A 25,527-nucleotide genomic window follows, 5' to 3' on the forward strand; every position below is an offset into this window, starting at 1 on the left:
TTAAGGTATTTCATTTTAGGTATTGCATTCCTATGCATGGCATGCGAACAAAAGTCCGCAGTGGAGCCAAATATGCTTAGAATAAACCACCTTCAATTAATTGGAAGTCATAACAGCTACAAGTTACCCATACCACCAAAAATTTTGGAGGCGATTGAATCGGAAGATGCGGATCTGGCCGCCAGCCTTGACTACAGTCACCCATCGGTTTGGGAACAATTGACTATGGGATTGCGGTTACTGGAGCTGGATGTTTACCGGGATCCGGAAGGTGGCAGGTTTAGTGAGCCATTAGCTCAGGCCTATATGGAGGAGGAGGTTTTGGATTCCGCAAAAAAAGCCGCTTTCAACCAACCTGGTTTTAAGGTATTTCATGTACAGGACATCGATTTTGGAAGCCATTATCCCTTATTAGAGGATTACCTGAAAGAAATGAAAACATGGTCGTTGTTGCATCCCAATCATTTACCTGTTTTTATTACCGTTAATGCCAAGGATGCCAATTTTCCGGGAAGGGAGATGACAGAGGTTTTACCTTTTGATGAAAATGCCTTTATCGGGCTGGATGAGCTAATTCTGGAAGTAATGGGGAAGGAGAAGTTGATTACCCCGAAGGAGATCATTGGCGCCCATGCAGATCTGAAAACAGCCATTTCAAAGTCCGGATGGCCGGATCTGAAGGCTGCGAAAGGCAAATTCATTTGGATTCTGGATGAAAATGAGGCAAAATTGGATGCTTATTTATCCCGAAATGAAGAAAGCAGGGAATCAGTTTTTTTTGTGACCGTTCCCGAAACCCATCCCATGTCTGGAATTCACATTCTGAATGATCCCATTGAACAGCGGGAAAGGATTAAAGAGTTGGTTGGAAAAGGCTATTTGGTTAGAACCAGGGCAGATGCGGAAACCAGGGAAGCTCGGATCAATGACACCAAACGTATGAAAGCCGCTTTTGAGAGCGGTGCTCAGTTGATCAGCACGGATTATTACATGCCTGATTCTCGTTTTGAGGGAGGATATCAGGTTGTTTTTCCCGACGCCACCTATCAGAGGGTAAATCCCTCTTTTCCAATGAAAACAAATCAAGCTGCGCTATTGGAGGAGCCTCTTGACCAGGTAATTGCACTGGATCCCCAAACGTTTCATTTTGCCTCCCTACGCCAAAAGCCGCTGGTGCTGGATGTTCGTACGCAGGCAGAAGTAGATGAAGGCATGATCGCAGGTGCTCAGCACATAGATTTTATGCAAGCCGACTTTTCACAAAAAATCGAAAAATTGGAAAAAGGGCAACCCGTTTTTGTTTATTGCAAGGTAGGAGGAAGGAGTGCCAAAGCAGCTTCGCAGATGAGGGAAATGGGCTTTAAGGAAGTATATCATTTGGATGGAGGTCTGGATAGATGGAAATCATCGGGTTACCCGGTTTCCCATTAGCGCAGTCTTGGATAAAAATCAACAGTTACTATTGAAAAATTGGAAGGAATCGAGCTTGACGAAAAACTCACACATTGGTATGATATATAACGCATGCGAGATTCTTCCGATTTAACATCGGGACAGGCTATCCCGACCTTCGGTGCGGGACAGGTTATGACCGCTGAAAAAAAAAATATAAACAGATGAAATTAAATATAGTTAAAGAGGACCCTTGGTTAGAGGATTACAAGGAGGAGATTTACCAGCGATGGATTCGGTTTCAGTTGGCTAAAGAGGAATTGGTAAACGTTGAGGGGAGTCTTTCTGAATTTGCCAGTGGTCATCAGTATTTTGGAATCAACTTTGACACGAGACGACACGGTTGGGTGTATAGGGAATGGGCACCAGAAGCCGATGCCCTTTTCTTAACGGGCGACTTTAATGGCTGGGACAGAAACTCACATCCGTTAGAAAGAAATCAATGGGGTGTATGGGAACTATTTTTACCTTTTGAGCCCTATAAAGAAAGGATTATTCATAAAAGTCTGGTTAAGGTTCACGTAAAAGGAGGAGGAAGCTCCAGGGACCGGATTCCTGCCTATATCCGTAGGGTAGTTCAGGATGAAGAAACCAAGGATTTTTCAGGACAACTATGGTTTCCGGATATTCCTTTTGTGTGGACAGATGCCCATTTTTCACCAGCTTATACCCAGGAAGGGCCGCTTATCTATGAATGTCACGTAGGGATGGGGCAGGAGAAGGAAGGAGTGGGCACCTACCGAGAATTTGCGGATATCATAATACCCAAGGTGAAAAACCTGGGATACAACGCCATTCAACTTATGGCTGTCATGGAGCACCCTTATTATGGTTCTTTCGGGTACCATGTGTCAAATTTTTTCTGCCCTTCCAGTCGGTTTGGTACGCCCGAAGATTTAAAATACCTGGTCAATACTGCCCATGAACTAGGATTGGCGGTAATCATGGATGTGGTTCATTCCCATGCAGTCCAGAATGTTTCGGAGGGATTAAATGAATTTGACGGTTCCGATCATCAATATTTTCATGCCGGACCAAGGGGGTACCATGAAGTTTGGGACTCCAAATTATTTGACTACGGAAAATGGGAAGTTAAACGATTTCTGTTGTCAAGTCTAAAGTATTGGCTACAGGAGTTTCACTTCGACGGATTTCGATTTGACGGGGTTACCTCCATGCTTTACTTTCACCACGGGCTGATTACCTTCGATCATTTTGAAAAATATTTTCACAAAGACGTGGATTGGGATGCGATCATTTACCTGCAACTTGCCAATGCGCTGATAAAGGAGGTCAAGAGCAGTGCCATTTCCATCGCAGAAGAGGTGAGTGGGATGCCTGGAGTTTGCCGGCAGCCGGATGAAGGAGGAATTGGATTTGATTATCGTATGGCCATGGGGATACCTGATTTTTACATCCGGATGCTTAAAGAGAAGAAAGATGAAGATTGGGATATACTGGAGTTCTGGAAGGAGCTCAGTGACCGCAGGTATCGGGAAAAAACGATCGCCTATGCCGAATCTCATGATCAGGCATTGGTAGGAGATAAATCGATTGCCTTCTGGCTCATGGACAAGGAAATGTATTTTCACATGCAGGTTGATGATAAAAATATCGTCATTGATCGGGGAATGGCCTTGCACAAGCTTTTTCGCCTATTTACCAGCAGTCTTGGAGGAGAAGGATACCTCAATTTTATGGGTAATGAGTTTGGCCATCCCGAATGGATCGATTTTCCCAGGGAGGGCAATAATTGGAGTTACCAATATGCCCGTAGGCAATGGAGCCTTGCAGAAGACCCTAAACTCCGGTATCAGTTTTTGCTTCAATGGGATAAAGCCATGGTTCAGCTAATCAAAAAGAACCGGGTTTTGTTGGCTCCTTTTGCAGAACAGTTGCATGCAGATCCCAAAAATAAGGTGCTGATTTTCCGGCGGGGGGATTTGATTTTTGCATTTTCTTTTCATCCGGAATCATCCATCCCGGATTACAAATTTCGGGCTCCTGCTATGGGACAGTATCAATTGGTGCTCAATTCCGACGACAGGGAATTTGGCGGTTTTGGAAGAATTGATTCGTCGAAAACCTATTTTACCAACCAAAATCAGGAATTGAGCATCTACATGACCAACCGAACGGCGCTGGTGTTTAAACGAATTGATTAGGTATACCCAATTATTATTTGGGGAAAAACCATAAATACCGGAATTTAAGAAATAAGTATTGGTGTTTCTTCTTATTTGCTTAATATTACGGTTAAATCGTTGAAAATAAGTTAATGGCCATGAACATCGTGATTGCAGGTGCAGGGGATATGGGATATCACTTAGCCGAACAGCTTAGCTATGAAAATAAAAATATCATTCTGATAGATCTTGACAAAGATGTTTTAGATAATATTGGCTCCCGATTAGATGTAATGACCATAGAGGGAGATTCTGCCTCTATTGATATATTAAAAAAAGCCAATATTCACAATGCGGAGCTGATGTTGGCAGTCACTACTTCCGAAAAGACCAATATTTGTTCAGCAGTGCTAGCCAAGCAATTGGGGGCTAAAAAAGTGATAGCCAGGGTCCGAAATCATGACTATCTCTATCCAGAAAACAAAGTTTATTTTGAAAACCTGGGAATTGATTCGATCATCTCGCCTTCCATGCTTTGTAGCAAGGAGATTTCACGCTTGATGAAGCGGTCTACTTTTTCAGATGTGATCGAATTTGAAGGGGGAAAACTAAGTGTGGTCGGAATTACCCTTGAATACGATTCTCCTTTAGTCAATAAAAGGCTATCTGACGCGACGACCGATCCCATTTTTGAAGATATTCGTATCATAGCCATCGTTCGGGATCACCGGACAATCATTCCAAGAGGAGATACCTATATCCGAAATAACGACCATGTATTTTTTATTTCCAATAACAAGTCCGTAGATACAGTAAAAAATTTGGTTCGGCACAAAGAAAAGGAAATCCATAGTGTTATGTTGATCGGCGGAGATGATCTGGCCTATTCTACGGCGAAAGAGTTGGAAAACGATTACGGAGTTACCCTCGTGCACAATGATAAAGAACGTTGTAAATGGCTGGCCGAACGGCTGGATTCTACCTTGGTTATTCATGGAGACTACAAGAATATCAACCTGCTCATAGAGGAGGGACTGGAAACGACGGACAGTTTTTTGGCATTGACCAGTAGTTCGGAGACCAATATCATCACCAGCCTAAGTGCAAAAAATCATGGGGTCTACAAAACGATAGCCCATGTGGACACCAGGGAGTACATTCACATTTCTCACAGTATTGGTGTGGATTCCCTGATTAATAAAAAACTGGTAGCAGCCAATCATGTGAGCCGATACCTGACCAAAGGAAAGGTGGAAGCTGTTTCAGGCATCCACGGTGTAGAGGCGGAATTTGTACAATACCTGGTAACCAAAAACAACCGGCTGACCAAAAAAAACCTAAAAGCCCTTCATTTTCCTAATTCAGCAATTGTTGCCGGGGTTATCCGGGGAGAGGAAGTATTTATACCTGACGGAGAATTCCAACTGAAGTTAAACGACAAAGCCATTGTTTTGGCTCTTCATGAGGCCAAACCGGTTCTGGAAAAATTATTTAATTAATCATGATTCACTACAAGGCCATTTTAAAAGTAATGGGAGGGTTGATGATGCTTCTGGGCGTCCTGATGTTTCCCAGTATCGCCTTTTCTTATTATTACCAAAGTGGTGATGAGATTACCTTGATAGGTTCGGCTTTGATTTGTTTGGCAGTGGGGGGTACTTTTTTTTACTCGTTTGCCAATCAGGACCAAAATATCCGCAAACGGGAAGGGTACATGATCGTAGCGATGAGCTGGATTATTATGTCCGTGTTTGGCATGATGCCTTATATTTTTAGTGGAAGCATTCCGGTGGTTACAGATGCTATTTTTGAAACCGTTTCTGGTTTTACTACTACAGGTGCCTCCATCCTCACCGATATAGAGCGTCTCCCTGCGGGAATTTTGCTTTGGAGAAGCATGACCCAATGGATCGGAGGCTTGGGTATTATCGTATTGACGGTAGCCATCTTCCCGCTTTTGGGCATCGGGGGGATTGAGCTGTTTGTAGCCGAATCTCCCGGACCTACTTCAGATAAGGTGCATCCACGAATCAGGGAAACGGCCAAGCGACTTTGGTTTATCTACGTTGGGTTGACCATTGTTCTGGTTGGCTTGTATTACCTGGAGGGTATGTCCTTTTTCGATGCTATGAATCATTCCCTAACGACCATGTCTACCGGCGGTTTTTCGACTAAAAATGCCAGTATGTCCTATTTTGAAAGTCCCATCATACAATATACCGCCATCCTATTTATGTTTCTGGCTGGGACCAACTTTACCCTTCTTTATTTCGCCTTCAAAGGGAGGTTTAGCAGGATTTGGGCCAGCGATGAATTCAGGGCTTATTTTATTTCATTAAGCGTGTTGGTTGTCGGCATCGCAGGTGCAATTTATTACCTGGTCCCGGGGAACATCGAAAAAATATTTCGGGATGCCATGTTTCAGGTGGTTTCCCTAATAACCACGACAGGGTATGTTACAGCAGATTACACGGCCTACAGCAATGGCTTAACCATTATATTTTTCATGATGTTGTTTATGGGGGCCTGTGCAGGATCTACCGCCGGAAGTATTAAATTTATTCGCCACCTGACATTTGTTAAAAACTCTACCCTGGAATTCAAACGGATTGTACACCCACGTGCTGTGGTTCCCTTAAAGATCAACGGTGAGCGGGTTACCGGTAAGATCATTACCCACATTATGAATTTTTTGTTGCTATACCTGATGATTTTTGTCTTGGGGTCGATTGTAATGTCCATGGCCGGATACGATATGATCACTTCCTTTGGCGCAGTGGCGACTTCTCTGGGGAACGTAGGACCAGGAATCGGCAGGGTGGGCCCCGTAGATAATTTTGCCTTTCTCTCCCCTTTTGCGAAATTATTCCTTAGCTTTTTGATGTTATTGGGAAGGTTGGAATTATTTACCATATTAGTGCTTTTCACGCCTTATTTCTGGCGCGCCAATTAACCTCAATTTTGCTTATGACTCCCACAGTAATTGCTGTTTTTACTGCTGAAGAATTGGGTTTTAAAGGGAACCCGGCTGCAGTACTGCTATCAAAAAGCAGGCTTTCAGATAATGAAATGCAGGAACAGGCCCAAAAAATCGGAATGCCCGCCACCTCCTTTCTATTTGAAGATAGAGAAGGCAATTACCGGGTTCGCTGGTTTGCTCCCGACGAGGAAATTGGTCTTTGTGGCCACGGAGCTGCCGCTGCAGGTATTTTTTTGGCGAAGGAAACCGGTAAGGAAAAAATCACCTTACAATATGGCGGAGGTGAGATTAGCGTAAAACTGAAAGGTAATACTTTTTTCATGACCTTGGAGGGTATTCCGGTGATGGAGCGAATAGTTGCGCCTCAGGCAATAGAAGATGGATTGAAAATTCCAATTCTTGAAATGTACATTACGGAAAACAAACACCTGATCGTATCCGATTCGGAAGCATCCGTCGCTCAAATGAAGCCAGATTTTGCCCGGTTGCGACAATCTTCTATTTTCGGCTATGCGGTAACCGCGTTGGGAGATCGGGTTGATTTCGTGAGTCGCACCCTGGTGCCTCATGTACAGCAATTGGAGGATCATGCCACAGGTTCTTCTCATGCCCTCCTGGTACCTTACTGGGCAGCAAAGCTGGGTAAAAAAAGGATGGAATCGTATCAGCTAAGTCCCAGGGGAGGGCGGTTTTTTTCCGAATTGATAAAGGATAAGGTAGTGCTTTCTGGAAACTTTGAAATGGAATAGGGGTTTTATGACAGGATGTCAGTACAAAAATCTAAGCTTTGACTATTTAAACATTAGATGGGAATATTTCAATTAAATCCTATTTTCCGGTTTTTTCCATAGAATTTTTTTTCGCTGGTATAATTATTGCTTTTTTATTTTGCAAAGTTTTTTAAACCAACAAGTAACATAATTTATAAAACATGGAATACCGGAAGGTTCTCATCAAATACGGTGGGAATGCAATGATAAATGAGGAGTTGAAACTTGCTATCGCACAGAAAATAAAATCCCTGCAAGATCATGGCAGCCAGGTGATTCTAGTCCATGGAGGAGGTCCTTTTATCAACAAATCACTGGAAGAGGCAGGAATAAAAACACAATTTTTTGACGGCCATCGGCACACTAGTACGGAAGCCTTGCGCTGTATTGAAAAGACCCTGAAAGGAGAAGTGAACAGTTCCCTGGTTAACTTGCTTAACAAACAGGGTCTAAAAGCCGTGGGCTTGTCTGGAAAAGACGGCCAATTAGCCATCGCCCAAAAAAGATGGCACCAGGCTAAAAATGAGAAGGGTGAAGAAACCCGGTTTGACCTCGGGCAGGTGGGCGATGTAAAAGTGGTCAATTCAAAACTACCTGAACTACTTCTAGAAAACGGCTTCACCCCCGTTGTCACCTGTATTGCCTCGGATGAGTCAGGCAATGATTACAATATTAATGGAGACGTATTTGCCGGTAAAATTGCTGCCGCACTGAAAGTAGATGCGTATATTGTGCTTACTGATGTGGATGGGTTGTATTTGGATTTTCCAGATCCGGCTTCCATATTGAAAGAAGTGAAGGTAAAAGACATGGCTTCTTATTTTGGCGATGTCATTAAAGGAGGTATGATCCCCAAAATCGAATCCTGCCTTGGAGCTGTGGAGGCAGGAGTTAGAAAAGCCGTCATTCTGAACGGCACTCAGCCAGACCAAATTTCAGACTACATTATCAATCATCAATCGATAGGAACAACCATAACTCAATAAACATGCAAATTTCCAACGAATATTTATATGAGGAGGACAAAAAATATTACTTACCCACCTTCAAACGCTTTCCTCTGGCTCTGATTAAAGGCAAAGGAAGCAGGGTTTGGGATGCAGATGGAAACGAATACATAGATATGCTGGCTGGAATAGCTGTAAATAATGTCGGCCACTGTCATCCCAAAGTCGTGCGGGCCATACAAGATCAGGCAGCTGAACTGATCCACATCTCCAATTTTTTTGTCAGCCCACCGCAGGTAGCTTTAAGCAAACTGCTGGTAGATCTTAGCCGTCTTGAGCATGTTTTTTTAAGTAATAGTGGTGCAGAATCGGTAGAAGGTGCCATAAAAATAGCCCGAAAATACGCTTCCAAACATGGTAGAGGGGGAGATATAATCTCCATGAAAAATTCCTTTCATGGCAGAACGCTCGCTACTATCGCCACCGGACAGAAAAAATACCAAAAAGGATTCGCACCCATCCCTACAGGTTTTGTACAGGTCGATTTCAATGATATCCAGGCATTGGAGGCAGCCATCACAATGGATACAGCGGCTGTTATCCTGGAACCGGTGCAGGGAGAAGGGGGTATTATCCCGGCTCAAAAAGAATATTTGCAGGCAGTCAGAAAACTATGCGATGAAAAAGACGTGTTACTGATTTTCGATGAGATCCAATGTGGAATTGGGAGAACTGGACATTTCTTTGCAAAAGACCATTACGGCGTGCAACCCGATATAATGACCCTTGCAAAAGGATTGGGCGGAGGAACGCCGATAGGGGCTTTTCTCTGCAATAAAAAAGTAGGAGAGGCCATCGATTTTGGAGACCATGGAACCACTTTCGGCGGAAATCCCCTGACCTCTGCTGCAGCCCTGGCGACGATCAAAGCCATCATGGACGAAAACCTGATCCAGGCGGCCCATGACAAAGGCAATTGGCTAATGGGCATCATTCGATCCTGGGCCAAAGAACACCCCATGATCCAGGAAGTTCGGGGTCTTGGATTAATGATCGGGATTCAATTAGATCGCCCGGCAGCTCCCCTGGTAAAAGCCCTAATGGATCAAGGAGTCATTGCCAACGCCACTGCCGAGTCGGTATTGCGTTTGGTCCCTCCCCTGAATATTCCCGAGGAAGACCTGGTAAAGGTCCTGGATAAATTAAAAGCCATCATCAGTTCCATCGAAAAAAATGAATAATAAAAATTATCAAATAGGCATTATAGGGGCTTCCGGCTATACGGGCTCTGAGCTCGCCCGCATTCTGATCAACCATCCTCAAACAGACATTGTTGCGATCACCTCGGAATCCCACAAGGGCAAGAAATTTTCAGACTTACATGGGCAGTTTTCAGGCATTGTAGATATGGAGCTGGTAAGTGCGGACCAGTTGGATGTAACAGGATTGGATGTATTGTTTCTAGCGCTTCCCCATGGGGTTTCCATGGAATTTGTTAAGCGATGGAAGGAATCCGGAATCAAAATCATCGACCTATCTGGCGATTTTAGGCTTTCCAGTCCTGAAATATACGAGGTGTGGTACAAAAAAGACCATACCTATCCGGAAGGCTTTGATACGGCGGTTTATGGAATGCCTGAGTTGCATGCGGAAGCTATTAAAAAGGCCAAATTGGTAGCCAATCCCGGTTGCTATCCCACGGCCTCCATACTTAGCCTTGCACCGCTATTTCGTTCCAAACTAGGGATAGATCCCGATGGAGCCATCATCGATGCGAAATCGGGTATCACAGGTGCGGGAATAAAAGCCAGCAACACCACTCACTTTTCCAATGTGAATGATAATTTCAAGGCATATGGTATTGGGAGTCACCGGCATACCGTTGAAATTCAGGAACAGCTTTCGTTTTTAGTGAAAAAATCGGTTAATTTACAATTTACCCCCCATTTATTACCCGTGGACAGGGGGATATTGGCAACTTCCTACCTGAAAATAGAAAAGGAAATGTCTCAGAAAAAACTGGATGCGATGTATCTGGATTTTTATCGGGACAAGCCTTTCGTTCGAATCAGGAAGCAGGCTCCTTCCATTAAAGATGTAAGGGGTAGTAATTATGCGGATGTATTTCCATTTTGGGATGCCAGAACAAACCGGGCTATCATTATCTCCGCAATTGATAACCTGGTGAAGGGTGCTGCGGGACAAGCAGTTCACAACATGAACCTGATGTTGGGATTGGAAGAATCCATGGGATTGCATCAGGTGCCCATGCAACCATAAACGAAAAGTTGATATGATCAAAAATATTACCAGTGTAAAAGGAATTAAATGTTGGGGTGCACATTCCGGCATCAAGTCCATGCGTCGGGATCTGGCCATTATCTATTCGGAAGTACCCGCCGCAGCCGCAGCTACCCTTACTCAAAATAAGGTTCAGGCAGAACCGATAAAGGTTACTAAGAGAAATCTTAAAAACAACAGAGCCCAGGTGATCGTCTGTAATGCCGGAAATGCAAACGCCTGTACCGGAGAGCAAGGAAGAAGAGGTGCTGAAGCCATGGCAACCACCATTGCGGAAGCCTTGTCCATTTCTCCAGATGATGTGATTGTCGCGTCTACGGGGCTAATTGGTGAGCCCTTCCCAACAGAGGATGTAATTGAAGGAATCAAAAGCACTGTTCCCAAATTATCCAATGATGGCAAGGCAGGATCTTTTTTGGCCAACGCGATTTTAACGACCGATACCTTTGCGAAAGAAGGATTTGTGGATTTTGAATGGGAAGGTAACACCATCGCCATAGGTGGTGTGGCCAAAGGATCGGGAATGATCCATCCTAATATGGCTACCATGCTTTGTTTTTTGGCTACGGATATCGACATCGAGGAAAAACTTCTTCAAAAGACCCTAAAATATTGCGTGGACCGTTCCTTTAATATGATTACTGTAGATGGGGACACTTCTACCAACGATATGGTCGCTATCCTGGCAAATGGGATGGCGGGTAATAAAAAGGTTACGAATGAAAATGATCCGCTTTTTCTTAAATTCAAAGAAAAACTGCAGGAGCTGTTGATTCATTTGGCGAAATTAATCGTCTCAGACGGGGAGGGCGCTTCCAAATTTGTTGAATACAAAGTTTCCAAAGCGATTTCAGAGAACGTTGCCATGAAGTTGGTAAGGGCCATTTCGGATTCAACGCTTGTAAAAACAGCCATGTTTGGTCGTGATCCTAATTGGGGAAGAATTATCGCAGCTTGTGGGAATGCGGGGATTAACTTTAATTACAAGAAGGCCAATCTGTACCTTGGAGATGCGAATAATCAAGTTTTGGTGCTTCAAAGAGGAACACCAACCGAATTCGATAAAAATTACATGAAAAAGTTGCTTAGGGAATCACATATAAAAATTAATGTGGAGCTCAATACTGGAAAACAGGAAGCAACAGGTTGGGGATCGGATCTTACGACCGATTACGTTATGTTTAATTCGGTATACACGACCTGATACGTTCGTATTTGGTAAAAAAAGGCCGGGGGAGGCAGGGATATACATCCCCTGCCTCCCCCGGCCTTTTCTTATGAGACGATGATGGACTTATCTTCCCGTCAGAATGTAAGCGGCCCGAATCCCCAGCAAACCCAAATGAAAGGGGGAAGGGCCGGCATGTTGGTAGCGCAGACTTAGTTCCAAACTTTCCAAAACGTACCCCAATTCCATTGCAAAAGCAAATTCAACCTGGTTTTCAGAATAAGTGATGGGAGCATTTTTAAACCGATTTATTAATAAGGCGCCTCCCAGTTGCGGTTCCAGAAAAAAAGGCTGAAAATTCAGGCGATAACCAGCAAGTACCGGGATCAGGTGCAAACTGAGATTTTCTCCGGCAGGTAGCGGGGCATCAATGGGGAAATAAAGGTAGTTTCCAGTCAGTGAAAGCTGCCCCGTACTGCTGCCTTCCATAAGTCCTTTTACAGAGGCGCCAAAACCTGCTGGAAATTGATTTTGGTAGTAGTCATTTAAGGTGATTCCCGCATCGAATCCCAGGTTGATTTGAAAATTCCCTTGTTGGGCCAGGCTTTGGAAGGAAAGGAATATAATAAACATTCCAATGAAAGTGGTTTTGATCATGTTTTCAACGTTCATTTTAAAAAAAGATGATCGGATTCGAAGATAAGAAATATTAGGTGATTAGTCCTTATAGACCTACGAATATTGAATTCGGGCCAAAGCTGACGGATTTGTTTAAATCGTCGGCCATGCATGCCGGATTTTTGGAAAAAAGTTATAAATTAAAGCGTTTTGTAGCTAATTCACCATGCCTCAAGCCCGGAATACCTTTATTGGATGGATTGTATTGATCGGTATTTTTTCTTCTTGTACCCAGGATCGGAAAAATTCCGAATCCCTTTGGGAAGTTCCTGAGAGTGCCCAAAGACGCTCCGACCCCTTACCTGTATCTGAGACGCATTTAATGGAGGGACGGCAACTTTTTCAACTGTATTGTGAATCGTGCCACGGAGCATCTGGTAGAGGAGATGGGGCAGCGGGGCAGGCCATGGGGAGTCAACCAGCAGATTTGCATTCTGATCCCGTTCAATCTCAGTCCGATGGCGTGTTGTTTTATAAAATTTCGGAAGGGAGGGGGATAATGCCTTCCTTCAAAGAGATAATGACCGAAAAGCAACGCTGGCAACTGGTACGCCATTTACGAAATTTAGGAAATACCCAGACTGTAGCCGATTCCACCAATATCCCCCAACCACTGGTACCAGAACTTTCAATAACACGATGGGCAAAAGTAGCACCCCGAGCTGTCCGTATTTGGGAGAGCCGTAATGGCAACTACCTCTGGTATGCCACTTTGCGAGGTGAAGTTTATCGATTATCAATCGAATTTCCACAGGTATCTGAAAAAATGCTTGACGTCGAAGCGCACGGTATTCCGCGTTTGCAGGGAGCTACCATGTGGAACGACACGCTTTATTTAAGTGGAAATACGCCGTTGAACGAGGGTAAAGGGACAGCGGGTCGAATGATACGTGTTTTTTGGAACGACGAGGGGGATAGGATAGAGGAGGTTGTTTTTACGACGGAAACCTACGGAACGACTAATACGCCTTTTGATCACGGATGGTCCGCCCTACAGGTAAGCCAGGACGGTCAATCTATCTATGTGGTCAGCGGAAGCCGCACGGACCATGGAGAGGTTCAGGATAACCTGGGTGCCTATCCCTATTCCCGAGACGAAGCCCTCACGGCAAAAATATTTGAAATACCGATTCAAAGTAAGAAGCTTTTTCTACCTAACGATTTGGAAAAACTAAAAGCGATGGGGGTGCTCTTCGCTGAAGGCATTCGTAATGCCTACGATTTGGCCCTGGATAAGCAAGGACGGTTATTCGCTGTAGTCAATTCCGGAGACTACGATCAGAATGAAGATATGTTTTGGGTCCAAAAAGGTCGGCATTACGGGTATCCCTGGATGATGGGCGGCTTGCTTACGCCGCAGCAGTTTGAGGATTGGAGACCGGATCCAACTACCGACCCTTTTCTAAATCAGGGAGCGGCCGCATGGCCAGATGATTTTTACAATGATCCGGACTTTCCGGAGGTACCCGAGGGAGTTACTTTTAGCCCGGGGATTGTTAATTACGGTCCGGATGCAGATAATTTTCGAGATCCGGATTCCGGGTTGATCCGGGATGCTTCAGAACTGGGAATAGGGATGACCACTTTCACACCCCATTCTTCACCCCTGGGATTAGTGTTTGATCGAAGGGATCAATTACCCGGCAGGTTCAAAGGCAAAGCATTGGCTTTGAGGTATACTAGCGGGCAGCGTTCGGTGCTAATGCAGCCGTTTACTCAGGATGGAGAGGATTTGTTGCTACTGGACCTTCGATTTGATGCTGGAAAAAATAACTTTAATTTACATACCTACCGGGTAGCAGCTGGTTTTTCCCAACCGGTAGATGCCGTTTTGGTGGGTGAGTCCCTGTTTGTCATTGAGTATGGTGGTAGGGAAAAGGGAGGAAATATTTGGAAAGTTACCTTTAAATAAATTAGCTATGTTGTGGAAGTTTTACTTTGTATTGGTAGGGATAGTTTTGGCGGGCATTCCCGTTTTCGGGCAGTCACAAGATCGGGCGAATGTTTTGTTTATAGCCATTGATGATCTCAACGATTGGGTGGGAGCCTTGAACGGACATCCACAGGTAAAAACACCGAATATTGATCGCCTGGCAAAAAGGGGGGTGCTGTTTGCCAATGCCCATACCCAGGCTCCACTTTGCAATCCTTCGAGGGTAAGTATTATGACAGGTTTAAGACCGGAAACCACCGGGATTTATAATTTGGCTCCTCATCACCGGGATGTGGTCGCAACACAGAACCTGGTGACGCTTCCGCAATACTTTGAAGCAAATGGATACCGTACCTTGTCCAATGGGAAAATTTTTCACAGTATTGGTACTACCCCCGATAAAAAGGTGGAGTTTCAGGAATGGGGCCCCATCGGCGGAGGAACAGGCGGGCATCCTCCCGCAAAGCTGGTAGGAGAAACCCAAATGGGCAATCACCCACTTTTGGATTGGGGAGTGTACCCTGAGGAAGGGGACAGTGTACGGAATGACTACAAAGTAGCTAGCTGGGCCGAAGAGAAATTGGCGACATTAAAAGAGGATTCGAGCCAGCCCTTTTTTATGGCAGTTGGATTTTTTTTGCCTCACGTACCTTTATTTGCCACCCGCAAATGGTTTGACCTGTACCCCGGAGATGAAGATTTGTATTTGCCCCCAGCCCCGGACTGGGACAGGGATGATGTGCCCGATTTTTCATGGTACCTGCATTGGTACTTGCCGGAAGTAAGGCTTTCCTGGTTAAAGGAGAATCAGCAGTGGGAAAATAAAGTAAGATCCTACCTGGCCACCATCAGCTTTACCGATGCCCAGGTTGGTAGGGTTCTGGATGCATTGGAAAGGAATGGTTTGGAGGACAATACCATTATCGTATTGTGGTCAGATCATGGATATCACTTGGGGGAAAAGGGAATTACCGGGAAGAACACCCTTTGGGAGCGTTCCACCCACGTACCGTTGATCTTTGCAGGCAAAGGGTTGCCGGAGGGCACTGTTAGTCAGGAAGCGGTGGAGTTGCTGGACATTTATCCGACACTGGTGGAATTGACGGGTCTGCCAGCTAAAGAAGGTCTGGAAGGGATCTCCTTACTTCCCCAAATTAGGAATCCGGAAACGTCCCGGGAAAGACCGGCCATCACTACCCATAATCCCGGAAACCACAGTGTGCGTTCAGATCGGTGGCGGTACATTCGATACGCCGACGGATCGGAAGAACTTTATGATCATGAAAAGGATCCCCACGAACATCATAATCTCGCCGAAGTGGAAGCCTTTGCCAAAATCAAAGCAGACCATGCCCGCTGGCTAAAAGGGACGGATGCTCCCCATGCTCCCGGTAGTAAGCACAGAAAACTGGAGAAAAAAGGAGAGAACTGGTATTGGGAAGAAAAGCTGATTATTAAAGATGAACTGATCAAATAAATAAAATAGAATATGGTAAGCCTGCATTATTTGGTCCCAAGCAAAATATAATATGGTTAAAACTAGCTTTTATTTGGGGTGAAAATTTTTATTATTTATAAATTTTGGTCTAAAAATTTAAAATAGAGTAAATTTTTACTAAAATTAGCTCATCCTTTTTTAAAATAATTTTTTTGTTTATCTTTGTCATGTTCATTTATCAGACAGGTATTGCCTCTGCAGAGGAACGGGAGATGCGAAAAAGGCATCGGAGGTTCAAATCCTTCCCTTACTACTAGGTTATTTTGGGTTTATTGTTAATTGACTTAAGCTATGAAATTTTATTTCATAGCTTATTTTTTTGTCCACCCACAAATCGAAATGTGCTTATTTTTAAAATAAGTATTCTTTGCGCCCCTACTATTTCCCTTGTAACCACCATTATTTCTATTGAGTAAAAGATCATAGTATTGATTGATTTTCATCATGTTTTTCTCTGTTATTAGGTGTTACCTTTGAAATATCAACGTAATCGATTGTATCATTTTAAGGGGAAACACCCCATTTATTGACCTAAACCATACTGTTATGTACATGCAATCTAAATTGAATGCACTGTTATTTTTCCTGATTTTTAGCTTTTGTGCCTTCCCGGTTTTTTCCCAGCAGAGGTATGAAGTTGGATCTGATCCTGTAATGAAAGTTTCAGGTACTTCCACCTTGCACGATTGGGATATGGTTTCTAACGAAGCCAGTGGAACGGCCACCCTCAGGCTTTCTGCTGGAAAAGTTACAACGATTCAGTCGGCAGAAATTTCCATGCCAGTAAAAACCCTCAAAAGTGGGAAGGGGCAAATGGACAACAATGCCTATAAAGCCCTGGAAGCAGACGATCATCCCGAAATCACCTTTACACTGGTGGAAGCCCATCAGGATGGAGGTAATGATTGGAAAGCAACGGGAAGACTAGAAATCGCCGGAGAAACCAATACCGTGCCTTTTCAGCTTCAAATTGCAACCGAAGGGACTGGTCTGACACTCTCCGGATCCGCGGCTATAAAATTAACTGATTTCGATGTGGATCCTCCCACAGCCGTTTTTGGCACTATTAAAACGGGTAATGAAATGACCATTGCCATAAAAATGAAACTAAATCCAATTAATTAACATCTTAACTTTTACTATTATGAACAAGAATATTCTATTCCTGGTATGCGCTATTTTATGGTCCTTTAGTGGTCAGGCGCAGCAAAGAGACATGCAATTCTGGAGAGCCTATGACCAGCGAGGCATCAATGTATTTGAGACGGGTAAAGCCGATACCGTGGCTTATGATGGTGTTCGGGTACGAATAGGAGGGGCCTTTGCACAGCAATTTCAATCCCTGAGTCACGAAAATTCTGCCACCCCAATATTTAATGATAACGGTATCAATACCAATCAATTAATGGATATTGGGTCGGGATTCAACCTGGCTACCGCGAACCTAAACATTGACGTGGCCCTGGGAGATGGGATCAGACTAAATTTGATTACCTATCTTTCTTCCAGGCACCACCCTGAAACCTGGGTAAAGGGAGGCTATTTGCAATTTGACAAGCTCCCTTTTCTAAATAGTGAGGTTTTCGATCAAATCATGGAAAAGGTAACCATCAAAGTGGGGCATATGGAAATTAATTACGGAGACTCACATTTCAGAAGGACTGATAATGGCAATGCATTCCATAACCCATTTGTCGGAAATTACATCATGGATGCATTTGCTACAGAGATTGGTGCAGAGGTAATCTATCAAAATAATGGATTTCTGGCTGTGGGCTCTATGACTGGCGGTGAAATTCAAGGGGGAGTGACCAATCCATCGCGCAGGAAGCCAGCGTTTATTGGTAAATTAGGCTACGACAAAACCCTTGATAGCGAGGTTAGACTACGACTAACCGGCTCGGTGTATACCACGTCAGGTTCGGTGAACAATACCCTATGGTCTGGAGACCGAACCGGATCCAGGTACTATTTGGTAATGGAAAACACCATGGCGTCTACTTCAGGGAATTTTACTTCCGGACGATTTAATCCAGGTATGCGAGATAATGTCACCGCTATGGTATTGAATCCCTTCGTTTCTTTTCAGGGGTTGGAGCTTTTTGGTACCTTGGAACAATCCAAAGGAAAAGCTGCCAACGAAACTGAGGATCGGACTTGGAATCAAGTGGGGCTGGATGCCGTTTATCGTTTTGGCTCTATGGATAACTTTTACCTTGCAGGTAGGTACAACCAGGTCGGAGGCGAAATGCCCAACGGTCTGGAGCCTTCAATTTCCCGCGTACAAGTCGGAGGTGGCTGGTTTATAACCAAAAACATCCTGGCCAAGCTTGAGTATGTAAGCCAGCAATACAATGATTTTGCTGCAACGGATATCCGAAATGGCGGTTCATTTAACGGGATCATGATTGAAGGCGTGATCGGTTTTTAAAGCATAACTAAATAGGAATATCATGCGTATCGCTCTAATGCTCGGCTGCTGTTTCTTCCTGATGGGTGCCTTTGAAAAAAATGAATTGGTAATCCATCACAAAGAAATCATCGTAAAAGGAAAAACCTCCGTTGGAAGTTTTGAATGTAGTTACGACAGCCAGGTTAAAAGCGATACGCTTGTTTTTGACCGTCAATTCCCAACTGCTCATTCATTGGATTTTGAAATACCAGTAAATGATTTTGGGTGCGGTAATTTTTTATTGAACAATGATTTCAGAAAAACGCTGAAGGCGGAAGACTACCCCATTTGTCTGGTTTCGGTCAATCGGCTTAGCAGAGGCTCCCAGCAAATTTTTGGAGATATTTATCTACAAATGGCAGGTACCGAAATGGTGCTCGAAAAAGTTGTATTTCAACTCCTTGAAAGTAAGTTACAAGGAACGTTACACCTTTCCACTGAACAATTGGGCCTGGACGCCAGCAGTCGTCTCGGTGGCCTGGTCACGGTGGAAGAAGCCATCGATTTGGAAATCAACCTTTATTTGGAGCCTTCCTGATTCTTTTACTGGGCCTTGATGGGTCGTTCCAGCCTGACTTAATCCAGTTCAGACTTAAAATGCTCTGATTGTCTATCGCACTATGCTCGAGATTTGCATTTATATTTAAAAAAAATGGAGGATGCTGCCCCTCCTATACATTCAGGTTAATATCCCCGTTTTCTTCCTGAAAAAATGCCTGTAGTTTTATAGTATTGGATCGATTTCCTGGTTTTTAGGTTTCTTTTTTCGTTTTGTAAAATCCAGATTGTGATACACGCTAAAACGGATGATGTCACGGTTGTTTAAATCAAACCCGCGCTCTCTCTGCTGAATACTTTTCATGTATCCTGCCTGAAGCTGAAAATTTTCGTTAATTACATATCCCAAGCCCAAAAAGAGCCGATTATCTTCAAAATAGTTGTAAAGCACTGGTTTGCCAGCCTGAATAAATATCTCATTGTAACCGGAAAAGAACAAGGTTTTGTCCTGTAATTTTGGTTTGTTTAAGGGAATATACGTTGATATCTTGTACCGCATGCGGTGCGTAAGTTTAAACGGTGAGTCAATAATATAATCCCGTTTCCACCTTTGTTCGATACGAATTTGGTGGTAAATTTTTACCCGGCCCATGCTCTGGATAAATAAAAATTGTTGCCAGAACCGAAACTGATTGACTACTTTATCAATCTGCTCCTCATCAGAATACTGTCCTTCCGGTGCCCAATAAAATGGGGTAACAATGCCCCCCGTTACTTCAAATTTTTCATTTACCAAATAGGACAGGCCAAAGCGCAGATAGATCTGCGCCATATTGTTTATCAGGTGATCCCTTCTTCTCATGTGGTATTCCCCGTAATAGAATAATTTCTCTCCAATTTTGTATTTGGTATACATTCCTAACCATAAGCCGGACTGCCGGGTGTATTTTTTTTCAGGCAAGGAGCTATCTTCGGCTTTACTTTCCATGTATTGCGCCTGGCTAAAGCTTGTCCACATACAGAAGGCTACTGTACATAAGCTGCGCAGGATTTGTTTTTTACCGATTGCTGTCATGTTTATTTCCTTGATCATTCAAAATAAAGGCCAGGGTTGGATTGGGAATAGGGTCTATAGCGTTGACTTCGGTTGACTTTCTGTCTCAGGGCAGGTCCAGCAAGGATGCTATTTTTTCCGGGTTTTTGGTTTTGCCCAACCTGCGCTCCAGGCTTTTGGTAGGCGTATCCCGTAGAGCCATTAATTTTTCCTGCAAAAGCGCAATTTTATCCAAATGCTCTTTGATTTGGGTATAATCTTCCTCACGGATCATTTCGGTCAGGTAATGAGGGAATAAATTCTCCATTCCTGCTTCAAACAAACGTGGTTTGGCCCTGGCATTATACCGGGTATAGGTAAAGGGATCAAAGGTCTCCTCCTTATAAATTTCATCGATCTCCTCATTTTTTGGATAAATGGCCGCAAGTTCCGGGTAAAGGGTTTCCATCTCGTTTAGAAAATCCAGAAGTTGGATTCCTTTCTCGATTTTCATACTTGGCTCTTCGGTTTCGGCATAGTCGGAGAGGCGCATCTCAAATAACCGTTCGAAAGTACGTCCCGTAAAATTCTCGAAAAATTGCCTTTCTGATTCTGAAGCCGACTCGTGACTTTCGTACATGGCTTCCACTAGAGATTTTTTTTCAGTGATTTCTTCCTCTATGCCTACCAGGCGGGAATTCACCTCGATAGATTGCAATTCCCTATTGGCATACCTGGCTAAATCAGTAGAAAGCTTTATTTCTTCTTCCAAATTGCTTTCTACGCGCTCTAAAAAGGAACGGGCATTTCCATACCCCACTTCATGGTTCAGAATTTTCCTGGTTTGCTTCCCCCTGTGGGAATATGCAATCAAATCCAATGGAGATAAAAAGGGTACACCGGTTCGGGTATAATTATTTAAATCAACATACCGGATGTCTCCCGTGCGTATCAGCTCAATCAATTCCTTCATTTGTTCCAGTTTTTTGGTACGGCTTCTAAAATAGGCATGGGTGAAAGCCAGGGAATCGCTTTTATCTTTATTCAGTTCCAGCGCATTCATTTCTGAATAGGTCTCAACGGTGTCTTTGAATAATGTATATTTTTCTTCCAGTGAGCTTAAAAGACCGTCTAATTCATCGTAAAGCTCGTACTCAAATCTTTTCGTTAAAATGGGATAATTGCCACTTGTTGTTGTTTCAGGATTTTTTGCATCATATTGCATTAGTTTGGATATAAAGTCATCGATGAAACGGTTACCGGGTTTCTGAATCTGAAGTTGGGGACTTTCGGATTGGAAACCATCGTTATAGATCAATCCAAAATCAGCGGAGGCAATTTTGAAGGAATTTTGACTTCCCGCCTCCAGGTTTCGAAGCTTTTCAATGGTTTTATAAAAAATTACTTCCTTTATAGCCGCACCCGTTTCCAGGTTTCTTTGTTTGACTCCCAGTAAAAATCCGTTTTCATAATTACGGACTTCGGACACCAAAATACTGTCTTTAAGGTAAACCAGGGACCATTCTCCATCCATATAGCCCTCAGAGTTGATTTCTCCCCGAATTAGCTGCGTAAAGTCTCCTTCAAAGTTCCTGTAATCAAAATCCTTGACAATTTTATCATTTGAAAAAACGATTCCCGTTGCTTCTGCTTTTGGTTTTAGTTCGCCGTCTATATAGTCATTTTGCTTAAAAGTCCACGTTCCTGTCTTTACCCCTTCGGTATACATGGCTTTTACGTGGATGTTTTCACTTTTCAGACTGCTGATGATTTCAAAATCCACCACATCTTCCAGACTTATACGGTGAGTTTCCCGATCGAAAATCCAGGTACCATTTCGTTCATTCCGGACATATTCGCCCGTGACTTGAAATTTGTGTAAGATTGTCTGGTCGGTACTGTCTTTTTCCAGGAAGTCAAAGCGAAAAAAACCGTCCATAACCATCTCTCCCGAATTTTCCAGGAATTCAAACGTAGCCGTGCCTTCTTTTTCCTGAAAGGAGTAATCTCCCTCGTAGACGTTTTTTATCTGAGCTATACCAATGCCGCTTTGGAGTAATAATAATAAAAAAAGGCAGACTTTATGCTTCATGTGTATTTCCTTTCAATTTCGATGCTAAATTGGCAATGAAATAGAAAAATCGTTGAAAATACTCCTTACAAATAGCCTGCCAGTAATAAAAAAGAGGGTTTAAACCCTCTTTTTTATTTATATCCTAATATTTTCATCATGTCCTTACTTTCCTGTTCCGGAGAAAATAACCAGTGATGAATGCTTCCGTCGCTATTGCGGTCAATAATCACATGCTTTGGAGCAGGGATGAGACAGTGTTGGATGCCTCCATAGCCTCCCAGTGATTCCTGATAGGCCCCTGTATGAAAAAAGCCAATGTATTGGGTGGTGTTTTTTTCCAGTTTAGGAAGGTATATATTGAACTGGTGCGCTTCTGAATTGTAATAATCCATGCTATCACAAGTCAATCCTCCCAGGGATATGTTATGGTATTCCCTGTCCCAATGGTTGATGGCTAGCATGATGTATTTCTGATTAAGTCCCCAGCTATCCGGGAGCTGGGTGATAAAGGAGCCATCGATCATGTACCAGAGTTCCTTATCATTTTGCAATTTTTCGTCCAGAATGGAATACAATACCGCGCCGCTTTCACCCACGGTATAACTTCCAAATTCGGTAAAGATATTAGGCTCTTCCGTATTGTTTTTGGCACACATCCATTTGATATTCTTGATAATCTGGTCGGCCATGTACTGGTAGTCGTAGTCAAAAAACACATTGGTCTTTATAGGCCATCCGCCGCCAACATCCATGGTATCCAAATCGGGAGCGACCTTTTTTAACTCCACGTACTTTTGGATAAATCGGGTAAGTTCGGACCAATAATAAGCCGTATCACGAATGCCGGAGTTGATGAAGAAATGAAGCATTTTTAAGCTTACATTGGGATTGGATTTGATTTTTTCTTCATATAGCTTTATAATATCGTGGTACCTTACTCCCAGGCGGGAGGTATAAAACCCAAATTTCGGCTCCTCGTCCGCGGCTATTCGAATTCCCACCTTAAAAGGGACCTTTACGTGTTCCAGGTAGTAATCAATTTCGGTCAAATTGTCCAAAATAGGGATGCAATTCGTAAACCCCTCATTGAGAAGTTCCGACACATATTGTTTATAAAGTTCACGTTTGAAACCATTGCAGACGATGTAGGTATCTTTGCCGATTTTACCTTGTTTGTAGAGGCTTTTCACCAGCGGGATATCGAAAGTGGAACTGGTTTCGATATGGACATCATTCTTCAACGCCTCGTCCATCACAAAGCTGAAATGGGAGGATTTGGTACAATAGCAATAGGTATAAGACCCTTTGTAATCATGCCGTTGCATGGCATTGCCAAAGTACGTTTTTGCATTCTGGATATTTTCCGAAATTTTTGGGAGATAAGTTAATTTCAAGGGCGTCCCGTATTCCCGGATGATTTCCATTAGATTTACCCCATTGAAGTTCAGTTGGTTGTTAGTTACTGAGAATTCTTTGGTTGGAAAGTCAAAGGTTTGCTTGATAAGATCAATGTAGTTATTCATGCCTAAAGTTTATCACATTTTTTATGGGATTCAAAATTTGTATTATAAATCCAAAGGAATATTAGTTCTTTTGGATTTTGGGATTAATTGGAATTTCGACGAAAAAGGTAGTACCACTATCATTCTCGGTTTCAAACCAAATAGTTCCTCCATGGGCACTAACTATTTGTTTGGAAATGGCCAATCCCATTCCAAAGGGTTTTTCACCATCGGTACCAGTCCTTTTTCCATCGGTGTACCATTCAAAGACCTTGTCTTTAATCGAATCCGGAATGCCGATTCCTTCATCTTTGATTGAAAAAATGGCTTTATCCGATTTTTTAAGCAGGTTAATGTAAATAGATTTTCCCCTGGGACTAAATTTGATCGCATTGGCAATCAGGTTGCTGATGACCCGCCATAATTTTTCCCTGCTGATATAAGCGGTAACCGGAATGGTGTGTAAAATTAATTTTTGGTACTTTTCATGGGCTTTGTGTTGCAGCAATTCTACGCAATAACTTAGAAGTCGGTCGAGCTCCACTGCTTCTTTAGTAAGGGATGCAGTGTTTTTATTGGACTGCATCATTTCGGAAACCAGGTTGATCGAATTATTGCAGGAGGTTTTGATGTGCTCCAAAAGCACCCTGTTTTCCCCGGTAATCTGCTCATCGGCCAGCAGGATGTCAGCCATCATTACCATGCTGCTAATGGGGTTTCTCAAATCATGAGCTACCATGTACATGATTTTGGTGTTCTCTGCCTGACTTTGTTCCAAAGCACCCAGCGTGTCCTGCAATTCTATGTTTTGTTGACTTATTTCCTTGTTAATCTTTTTAGATCGACTCAGCCATTTACCGACAAATCCCAAAAAGACCACTAATAGTAACGTAAAACCTATAGTCGCACCCAGGTAAATATTCTTTATTTGATTATCCCGGTTGATAATAGAAAACTGGTATTGTTGAGCAGCATTTTCGTAGAAGGTTTCCATATCCACCGCACGAAGTTCATCGTCAACAGTATCTATAGAATCTTTTAAGTGAAAATAGGCTTTCAAATAGGGATACGCTTTTTCGGGGGCACCTGCCTGCTCAAAGTAGCTGCTTTGTACTTCGTTCCAGCGGATCAGCGTTTGGGTATAGGAACGGTTTTTTAATTCTGATTTTGAAAGGGACAGCTCCAGTTCATTCATCAATTGCTGAGCTTCATCCAATTGATTCCGGGCAATATACAGGTCAGCCAGCTTTATTTTCGCGGTTAGGGCATCTTGCGTATCGAAGTTGGGCCGGCTGTTTATGGCAATACTTTTAAGCAACAAACTTTCCGCTTCATCGTATTGCCCCAACTTGGCCAGAACACCTCCCAGATTGCCCATAAAGACACCTTTAGCCAGGCGGATAAAGTTTTGCTCTCCAGGGTATTTTTTTTCAGCTTCCGTTAAAAATTGCAAACCATGCCGGTAATGAAGAGAAGCACTGTCCAGTTTACCTGTTTTTTCGTACGCCAGGGCCAGCGTATTTCGGTACATTTGTGGAAAGTATAGTTTTTGAACCGCCATATCCCCATCCCAGCAATCCTGGTTTTCCAAAATCGCCTTCTTAAAATAAGGAATGCTTTCGGCAAATTGCATCTGACCGTAGCGAAACATTCCCAATTGATAAGTAAGGCTACTGATCAGGCAATTGTTTAGATTTTTAAGCCCAAATTCCCGGCCTTCAAAATAGCTTGCAAAAGCATCGCTGAACTGTTTTTTGGCCTTATACCAGTCACCTTCTAGGAATTTGGTGTTTGCATATTCCTTTTGATAAATCTGTCTCCTATTTTCCAATACCCAAAACATGCTGTCCAGATAGCGCTTCGACCGCTCCAGATCAATGTCGTAATTCAGGTAAATTCTACTCAAAAAATTATACCTTTCCCATAAATCAAGCGGAGTTTTTTGCTCCATTTGTTGATAGGCGCTGTCAAGAAACTGAAGGGATTTCCGGTATTGCCCGCTATTGAGCAGGTTACTCGAACGATCCAATATATCGGAAGTATTTTTGGAACGGGGCTGATACCCCTCATCCTGACCCTGGCAACCTAAAAAACAGCATGCATAAATAAAAAAAA

The 25,527-nt window shown here is 43.3% G+C and carries 19 protein-coding genes; 14 read left to right on the top strand and 5 right to left on the bottom strand.

Going from position 1 to position 25,527, the window contains the following annotated elements; all coding sequences use genetic code 11:
- Positions 1-72 precede the first annotated feature (72 nt).
- The 9 genes from GKS34_RS01625 (at position 73) to argJ (ending at position 11,780) form a co-directional block, all read left to right on the top strand.
- Positions 73-1,431 (top strand): Ca2+-dependent phosphoinositide-specific phospholipase C, encoded by a 1,359-nt coding sequence (locus GKS34_RS01625; protein WP_163383068.1) that lies wholly within the window; start codon positions 73-75, stop codon positions 1,429-1,431.
- A gap of 185 nt (positions 1,432-1,616) precedes the next feature.
- Entirely contained in the window at positions 1,617-3,617 is a 2,001-nt protein-coding gene (locus GKS34_RS01630; RefSeq protein ID WP_163383069.1) for an alpha amylase C-terminal domain-containing protein, read from the top strand.
- 113 nt (positions 3,618-3,730) lie between these two features.
- On the top strand, positions 3,731-5,077 hold the full coding sequence (gene trkA / locus GKS34_RS01635; protein WP_163383070.1) for a Trk system potassium transporter TrkA: 1,347 nt from the start codon (positions 3,731-3,733) through the stop codon (positions 5,075-5,077).
- Between the two features lie 2 nt (positions 5,078-5,079).
- Complete coding sequence (locus GKS34_RS01640) at positions 5,080-6,531, top strand: TrkH family potassium uptake protein (protein ID WP_163383071.1); 1,452 nt, start codon at positions 5,080-5,082, stop codon at positions 6,529-6,531.
- A 14-nt stretch (positions 6,532-6,545) separates the two neighbouring features.
- Complete coding sequence (locus GKS34_RS01645; RefSeq protein ID WP_163383072.1) at positions 6,546-7,307, top strand: PhzF family phenazine biosynthesis protein; 762 nt, start codon at positions 6,546-6,548, stop codon at positions 7,305-7,307.
- A gap of 182 nt (positions 7,308-7,489) precedes the next feature.
- Entirely contained in the window at positions 7,490-8,314 is an 825-nt protein-coding gene (gene argB / locus GKS34_RS01650; protein WP_163383073.1) for an acetylglutamate kinase, read from the top strand.
- 2 nt (positions 8,315-8,316) lie between these two features.
- Positions 8,317-9,516: an acetylornithine transaminase gene (locus GKS34_RS01655; RefSeq protein ID WP_163383074.1), complete on the top strand. Its 1,200-nt coding sequence runs from the start codon at positions 8,317-8,319 to the stop codon at positions 9,514-9,516.
- The gene (gene argC, locus GKS34_RS01660) at positions 9,509-10,555 is read left to right on the top strand and encodes an N-acetyl-gamma-glutamyl-phosphate reductase (protein WP_163383075.1); all 1,047 of its coding nucleotides are present in this window, start codon (positions 9,509-9,511) and stop codon (positions 10,553-10,555) included. The genes GKS34_RS01655 and argC overlap by 8 nt, the downstream gene beginning before the upstream one ends.
- Positions 10,556-10,568: 13 nt before the next feature.
- On the top strand, positions 10,569-11,780 hold the full coding sequence (argJ, locus tag GKS34_RS01665) for a bifunctional glutamate N-acetyltransferase/amino-acid acetyltransferase ArgJ (protein WP_163383076.1): 1,212 nt from the start codon (positions 10,569-10,571) through the stop codon (positions 11,778-11,780).
- A 90-nt stretch (positions 11,781-11,870) separates the two neighbouring features.
- Here the strand turns inward: argJ and GKS34_RS01670 are convergent, their stop codons facing one another.
- Positions 11,871-12,401: a hypothetical protein gene (locus GKS34_RS01670; RefSeq protein WP_205602001.1), complete on the bottom strand. Its 531-nt coding sequence runs from the start codon at positions 12,399-12,401 to the stop codon at positions 11,871-11,873.
- Positions 12,402-12,588: 187 nt separating this feature from the next.
- Here GKS34_RS01670 and GKS34_RS01675 point away from each other — a divergent pair, with 187 nt between their 5' ends.
- From GKS34_RS01675 to GKS34_RS01695, 5 genes are all read left to right on the top strand, one after another.
- Entirely contained in the window at positions 12,589-14,334 is a 1,746-nt protein-coding gene (locus GKS34_RS01675) for a c-type cytochrome (RefSeq protein WP_163383078.1), read from the top strand.
- Between the two features lie 7 nt (positions 14,335-14,341).
- Positions 14,342-15,832 carry a sulfatase gene (locus GKS34_RS01680; protein WP_163383079.1) on the top strand — a complete coding sequence of 497 codons (1,491 nt, stop codon included), beginning with the start codon at positions 14,342-14,344 and terminating at the stop codon, positions 15,830-15,832.
- A 573-nt stretch (positions 15,833-16,405) separates the two neighbouring features.
- Positions 16,406-16,978, top strand: coding sequence for a YceI family protein (locus GKS34_RS01685; protein WP_205602002.1), 573 nt, complete (start codon positions 16,406-16,408; stop codon positions 16,976-16,978).
- A 19-nt stretch (positions 16,979-16,997) separates the two neighbouring features.
- Positions 16,998-18,284 carry a hypothetical protein gene (locus tag GKS34_RS01690; RefSeq protein WP_163383081.1) on the top strand — a complete coding sequence of 429 codons (1,287 nt, stop codon included), beginning with the start codon at positions 16,998-17,000 and terminating at the stop codon, positions 18,282-18,284.
- 22 nt (positions 18,285-18,306) lie between these two features.
- Positions 18,307-18,843, top strand: a complete 537-nt coding sequence (locus tag GKS34_RS01695; protein ID WP_163383082.1) for a hypothetical protein — start codon at positions 18,307-18,309, stop codon at positions 18,841-18,843.
- Positions 18,844-19,029: 186 nt separating this feature from the next.
- On the opposite strand, the gene GKS34_RS01700 is transcribed toward GKS34_RS01695, so the two are convergent.
- The 4 genes from GKS34_RS01700 to GKS34_RS01715 all read right to left on the bottom strand — a co-directional run bounded on the left by GKS34_RS01700 (position 19,030) and on the right by GKS34_RS01715 (position 25,441).
- On the bottom strand, positions 19,030-19,878 hold the full coding sequence (locus tag GKS34_RS01700; RefSeq protein ID WP_163383083.1) for a DUF2490 domain-containing protein: 849 nt from the start codon (positions 19,876-19,878) through the stop codon (positions 19,030-19,032).
- Between the two features lie 85 nt (positions 19,879-19,963).
- Positions 19,964-21,928, bottom strand: a complete 1,965-nt coding sequence (locus GKS34_RS01705; protein WP_163383084.1) for a hypothetical protein — start codon at positions 21,926-21,928, stop codon at positions 19,964-19,966.
- A 113-nt stretch (positions 21,929-22,041) separates the two neighbouring features.
- Positions 22,042-23,433 carry an arginine decarboxylase gene (locus tag GKS34_RS01710; protein ID WP_163383085.1) on the bottom strand — a complete coding sequence of 464 codons (1,392 nt, stop codon included), beginning with the start codon at positions 23,431-23,433 and terminating at the stop codon, positions 22,042-22,044.
- Between the two features lie 61 nt (positions 23,434-23,494).
- Positions 23,495-25,441 carry an ATP-binding protein gene (locus tag GKS34_RS01715; RefSeq protein ID WP_163383086.1) on the bottom strand — a complete coding sequence of 649 codons (1,947 nt, stop codon included), beginning with the start codon at positions 25,439-25,441 and terminating at the stop codon, positions 23,495-23,497.
- Between the last annotated feature and the right edge of the window lie 86 nt (positions 25,442-25,527).

The sequence above is a fragment of the Cyclobacterium jeungdonense genome (assembly GCF_010994275.1).
GTDB lineage: Bacteria > Bacteroidota > Bacteroidia > Cytophagales > Cyclobacteriaceae > Cyclobacterium > Cyclobacterium jeungdonense.

Coding starts and splice junctions, on each gene's coding strand:
- GKS34_RS01700 (WP_163383083.1), bottom strand. CDS start 19,878: ATGACAGCAATCGGTAAAAAACAAATCCTGCGCAGCTTATGTACAGTA.
- GKS34_RS01685 (WP_205602002.1), top strand. CDS start 16,406: ATGCAATCTAAATTGAATGCACTGTTATTTTTCCTGATTTTTAGCTTT.
- GKS34_RS01675 (WP_163383078.1), top strand. CDS start 12,589: ATGCCTCAAGCCCGGAATACCTTTATTGGATGGATTGTATTGATCGGT.
- GKS34_RS01655 (WP_163383074.1), top strand. CDS start 8,317: ATGCAAATTTCCAACGAATATTTATATGAGGAGGACAAAAAATATTAC.
- GKS34_RS01640 (WP_163383071.1), top strand. CDS start 5,080: ATGATTCACTACAAGGCCATTTTAAAAGTAATGGGAGGGTTGATGATG.
- GKS34_RS01680 (WP_163383079.1), top strand. CDS start 14,342: ATGTTGTGGAAGTTTTACTTTGTATTGGTAGGGATAGTTTTGGCGGGC.
- GKS34_RS01695 (WP_163383082.1), top strand. CDS start 18,307: ATGCGTATCGCTCTAATGCTCGGCTGCTGTTTCTTCCTGATGGGTGCC.
- GKS34_RS01710 (WP_163383085.1), bottom strand. CDS start 23,433: ATGAATAACTACATTGATCTTATCAAGCAAACCTTTGACTTTCCAACC.
- GKS34_RS01645 (WP_163383072.1), top strand. CDS start 6,546: ATGACTCCCACAGTAATTGCTGTTTTTACTGCTGAAGAATTGGGTTTT.
- GKS34_RS01625 (WP_163383068.1), top strand. CDS start 73: ATGCTTAGAATAAACCACCTTCAATTAATTGGAAGTCATAACAGCTAC.
- GKS34_RS01670 (WP_205602001.1), bottom strand. CDS start 12,401: ATGATCAAAACCACTTTCATTGGAATGTTTATTATATTCCTTTCCTTC.
- GKS34_RS01690 (WP_163383081.1), top strand. CDS start 16,998: ATGAACAAGAATATTCTATTCCTGGTATGCGCTATTTTATGGTCCTTT.
- trkA (WP_163383070.1), top strand. CDS start 3,731: ATGGCCATGAACATCGTGATTGCAGGTGCAGGGGATATGGGATATCAC.
- argC (WP_163383075.1), top strand. CDS start 9,509: ATGAATAATAAAAATTATCAAATAGGCATTATAGGGGCTTCCGGCTAT.
- GKS34_RS01630 (WP_163383069.1), top strand. CDS start 1,617: ATGAAATTAAATATAGTTAAAGAGGACCCTTGGTTAGAGGATTACAAG.
- argB (WP_163383073.1), top strand. CDS start 7,490: ATGGAATACCGGAAGGTTCTCATCAAATACGGTGGGAATGCAATGATA.
- argJ (WP_163383076.1), top strand. CDS start 10,569: ATGATCAAAAATATTACCAGTGTAAAAGGAATTAAATGTTGGGGTGCA.
- GKS34_RS01705 (WP_163383084.1), bottom strand. CDS start 21,928: ATGAAGCATAAAGTCTGCCTTTTTTTATTATTATTACTCCAAAGCGGC.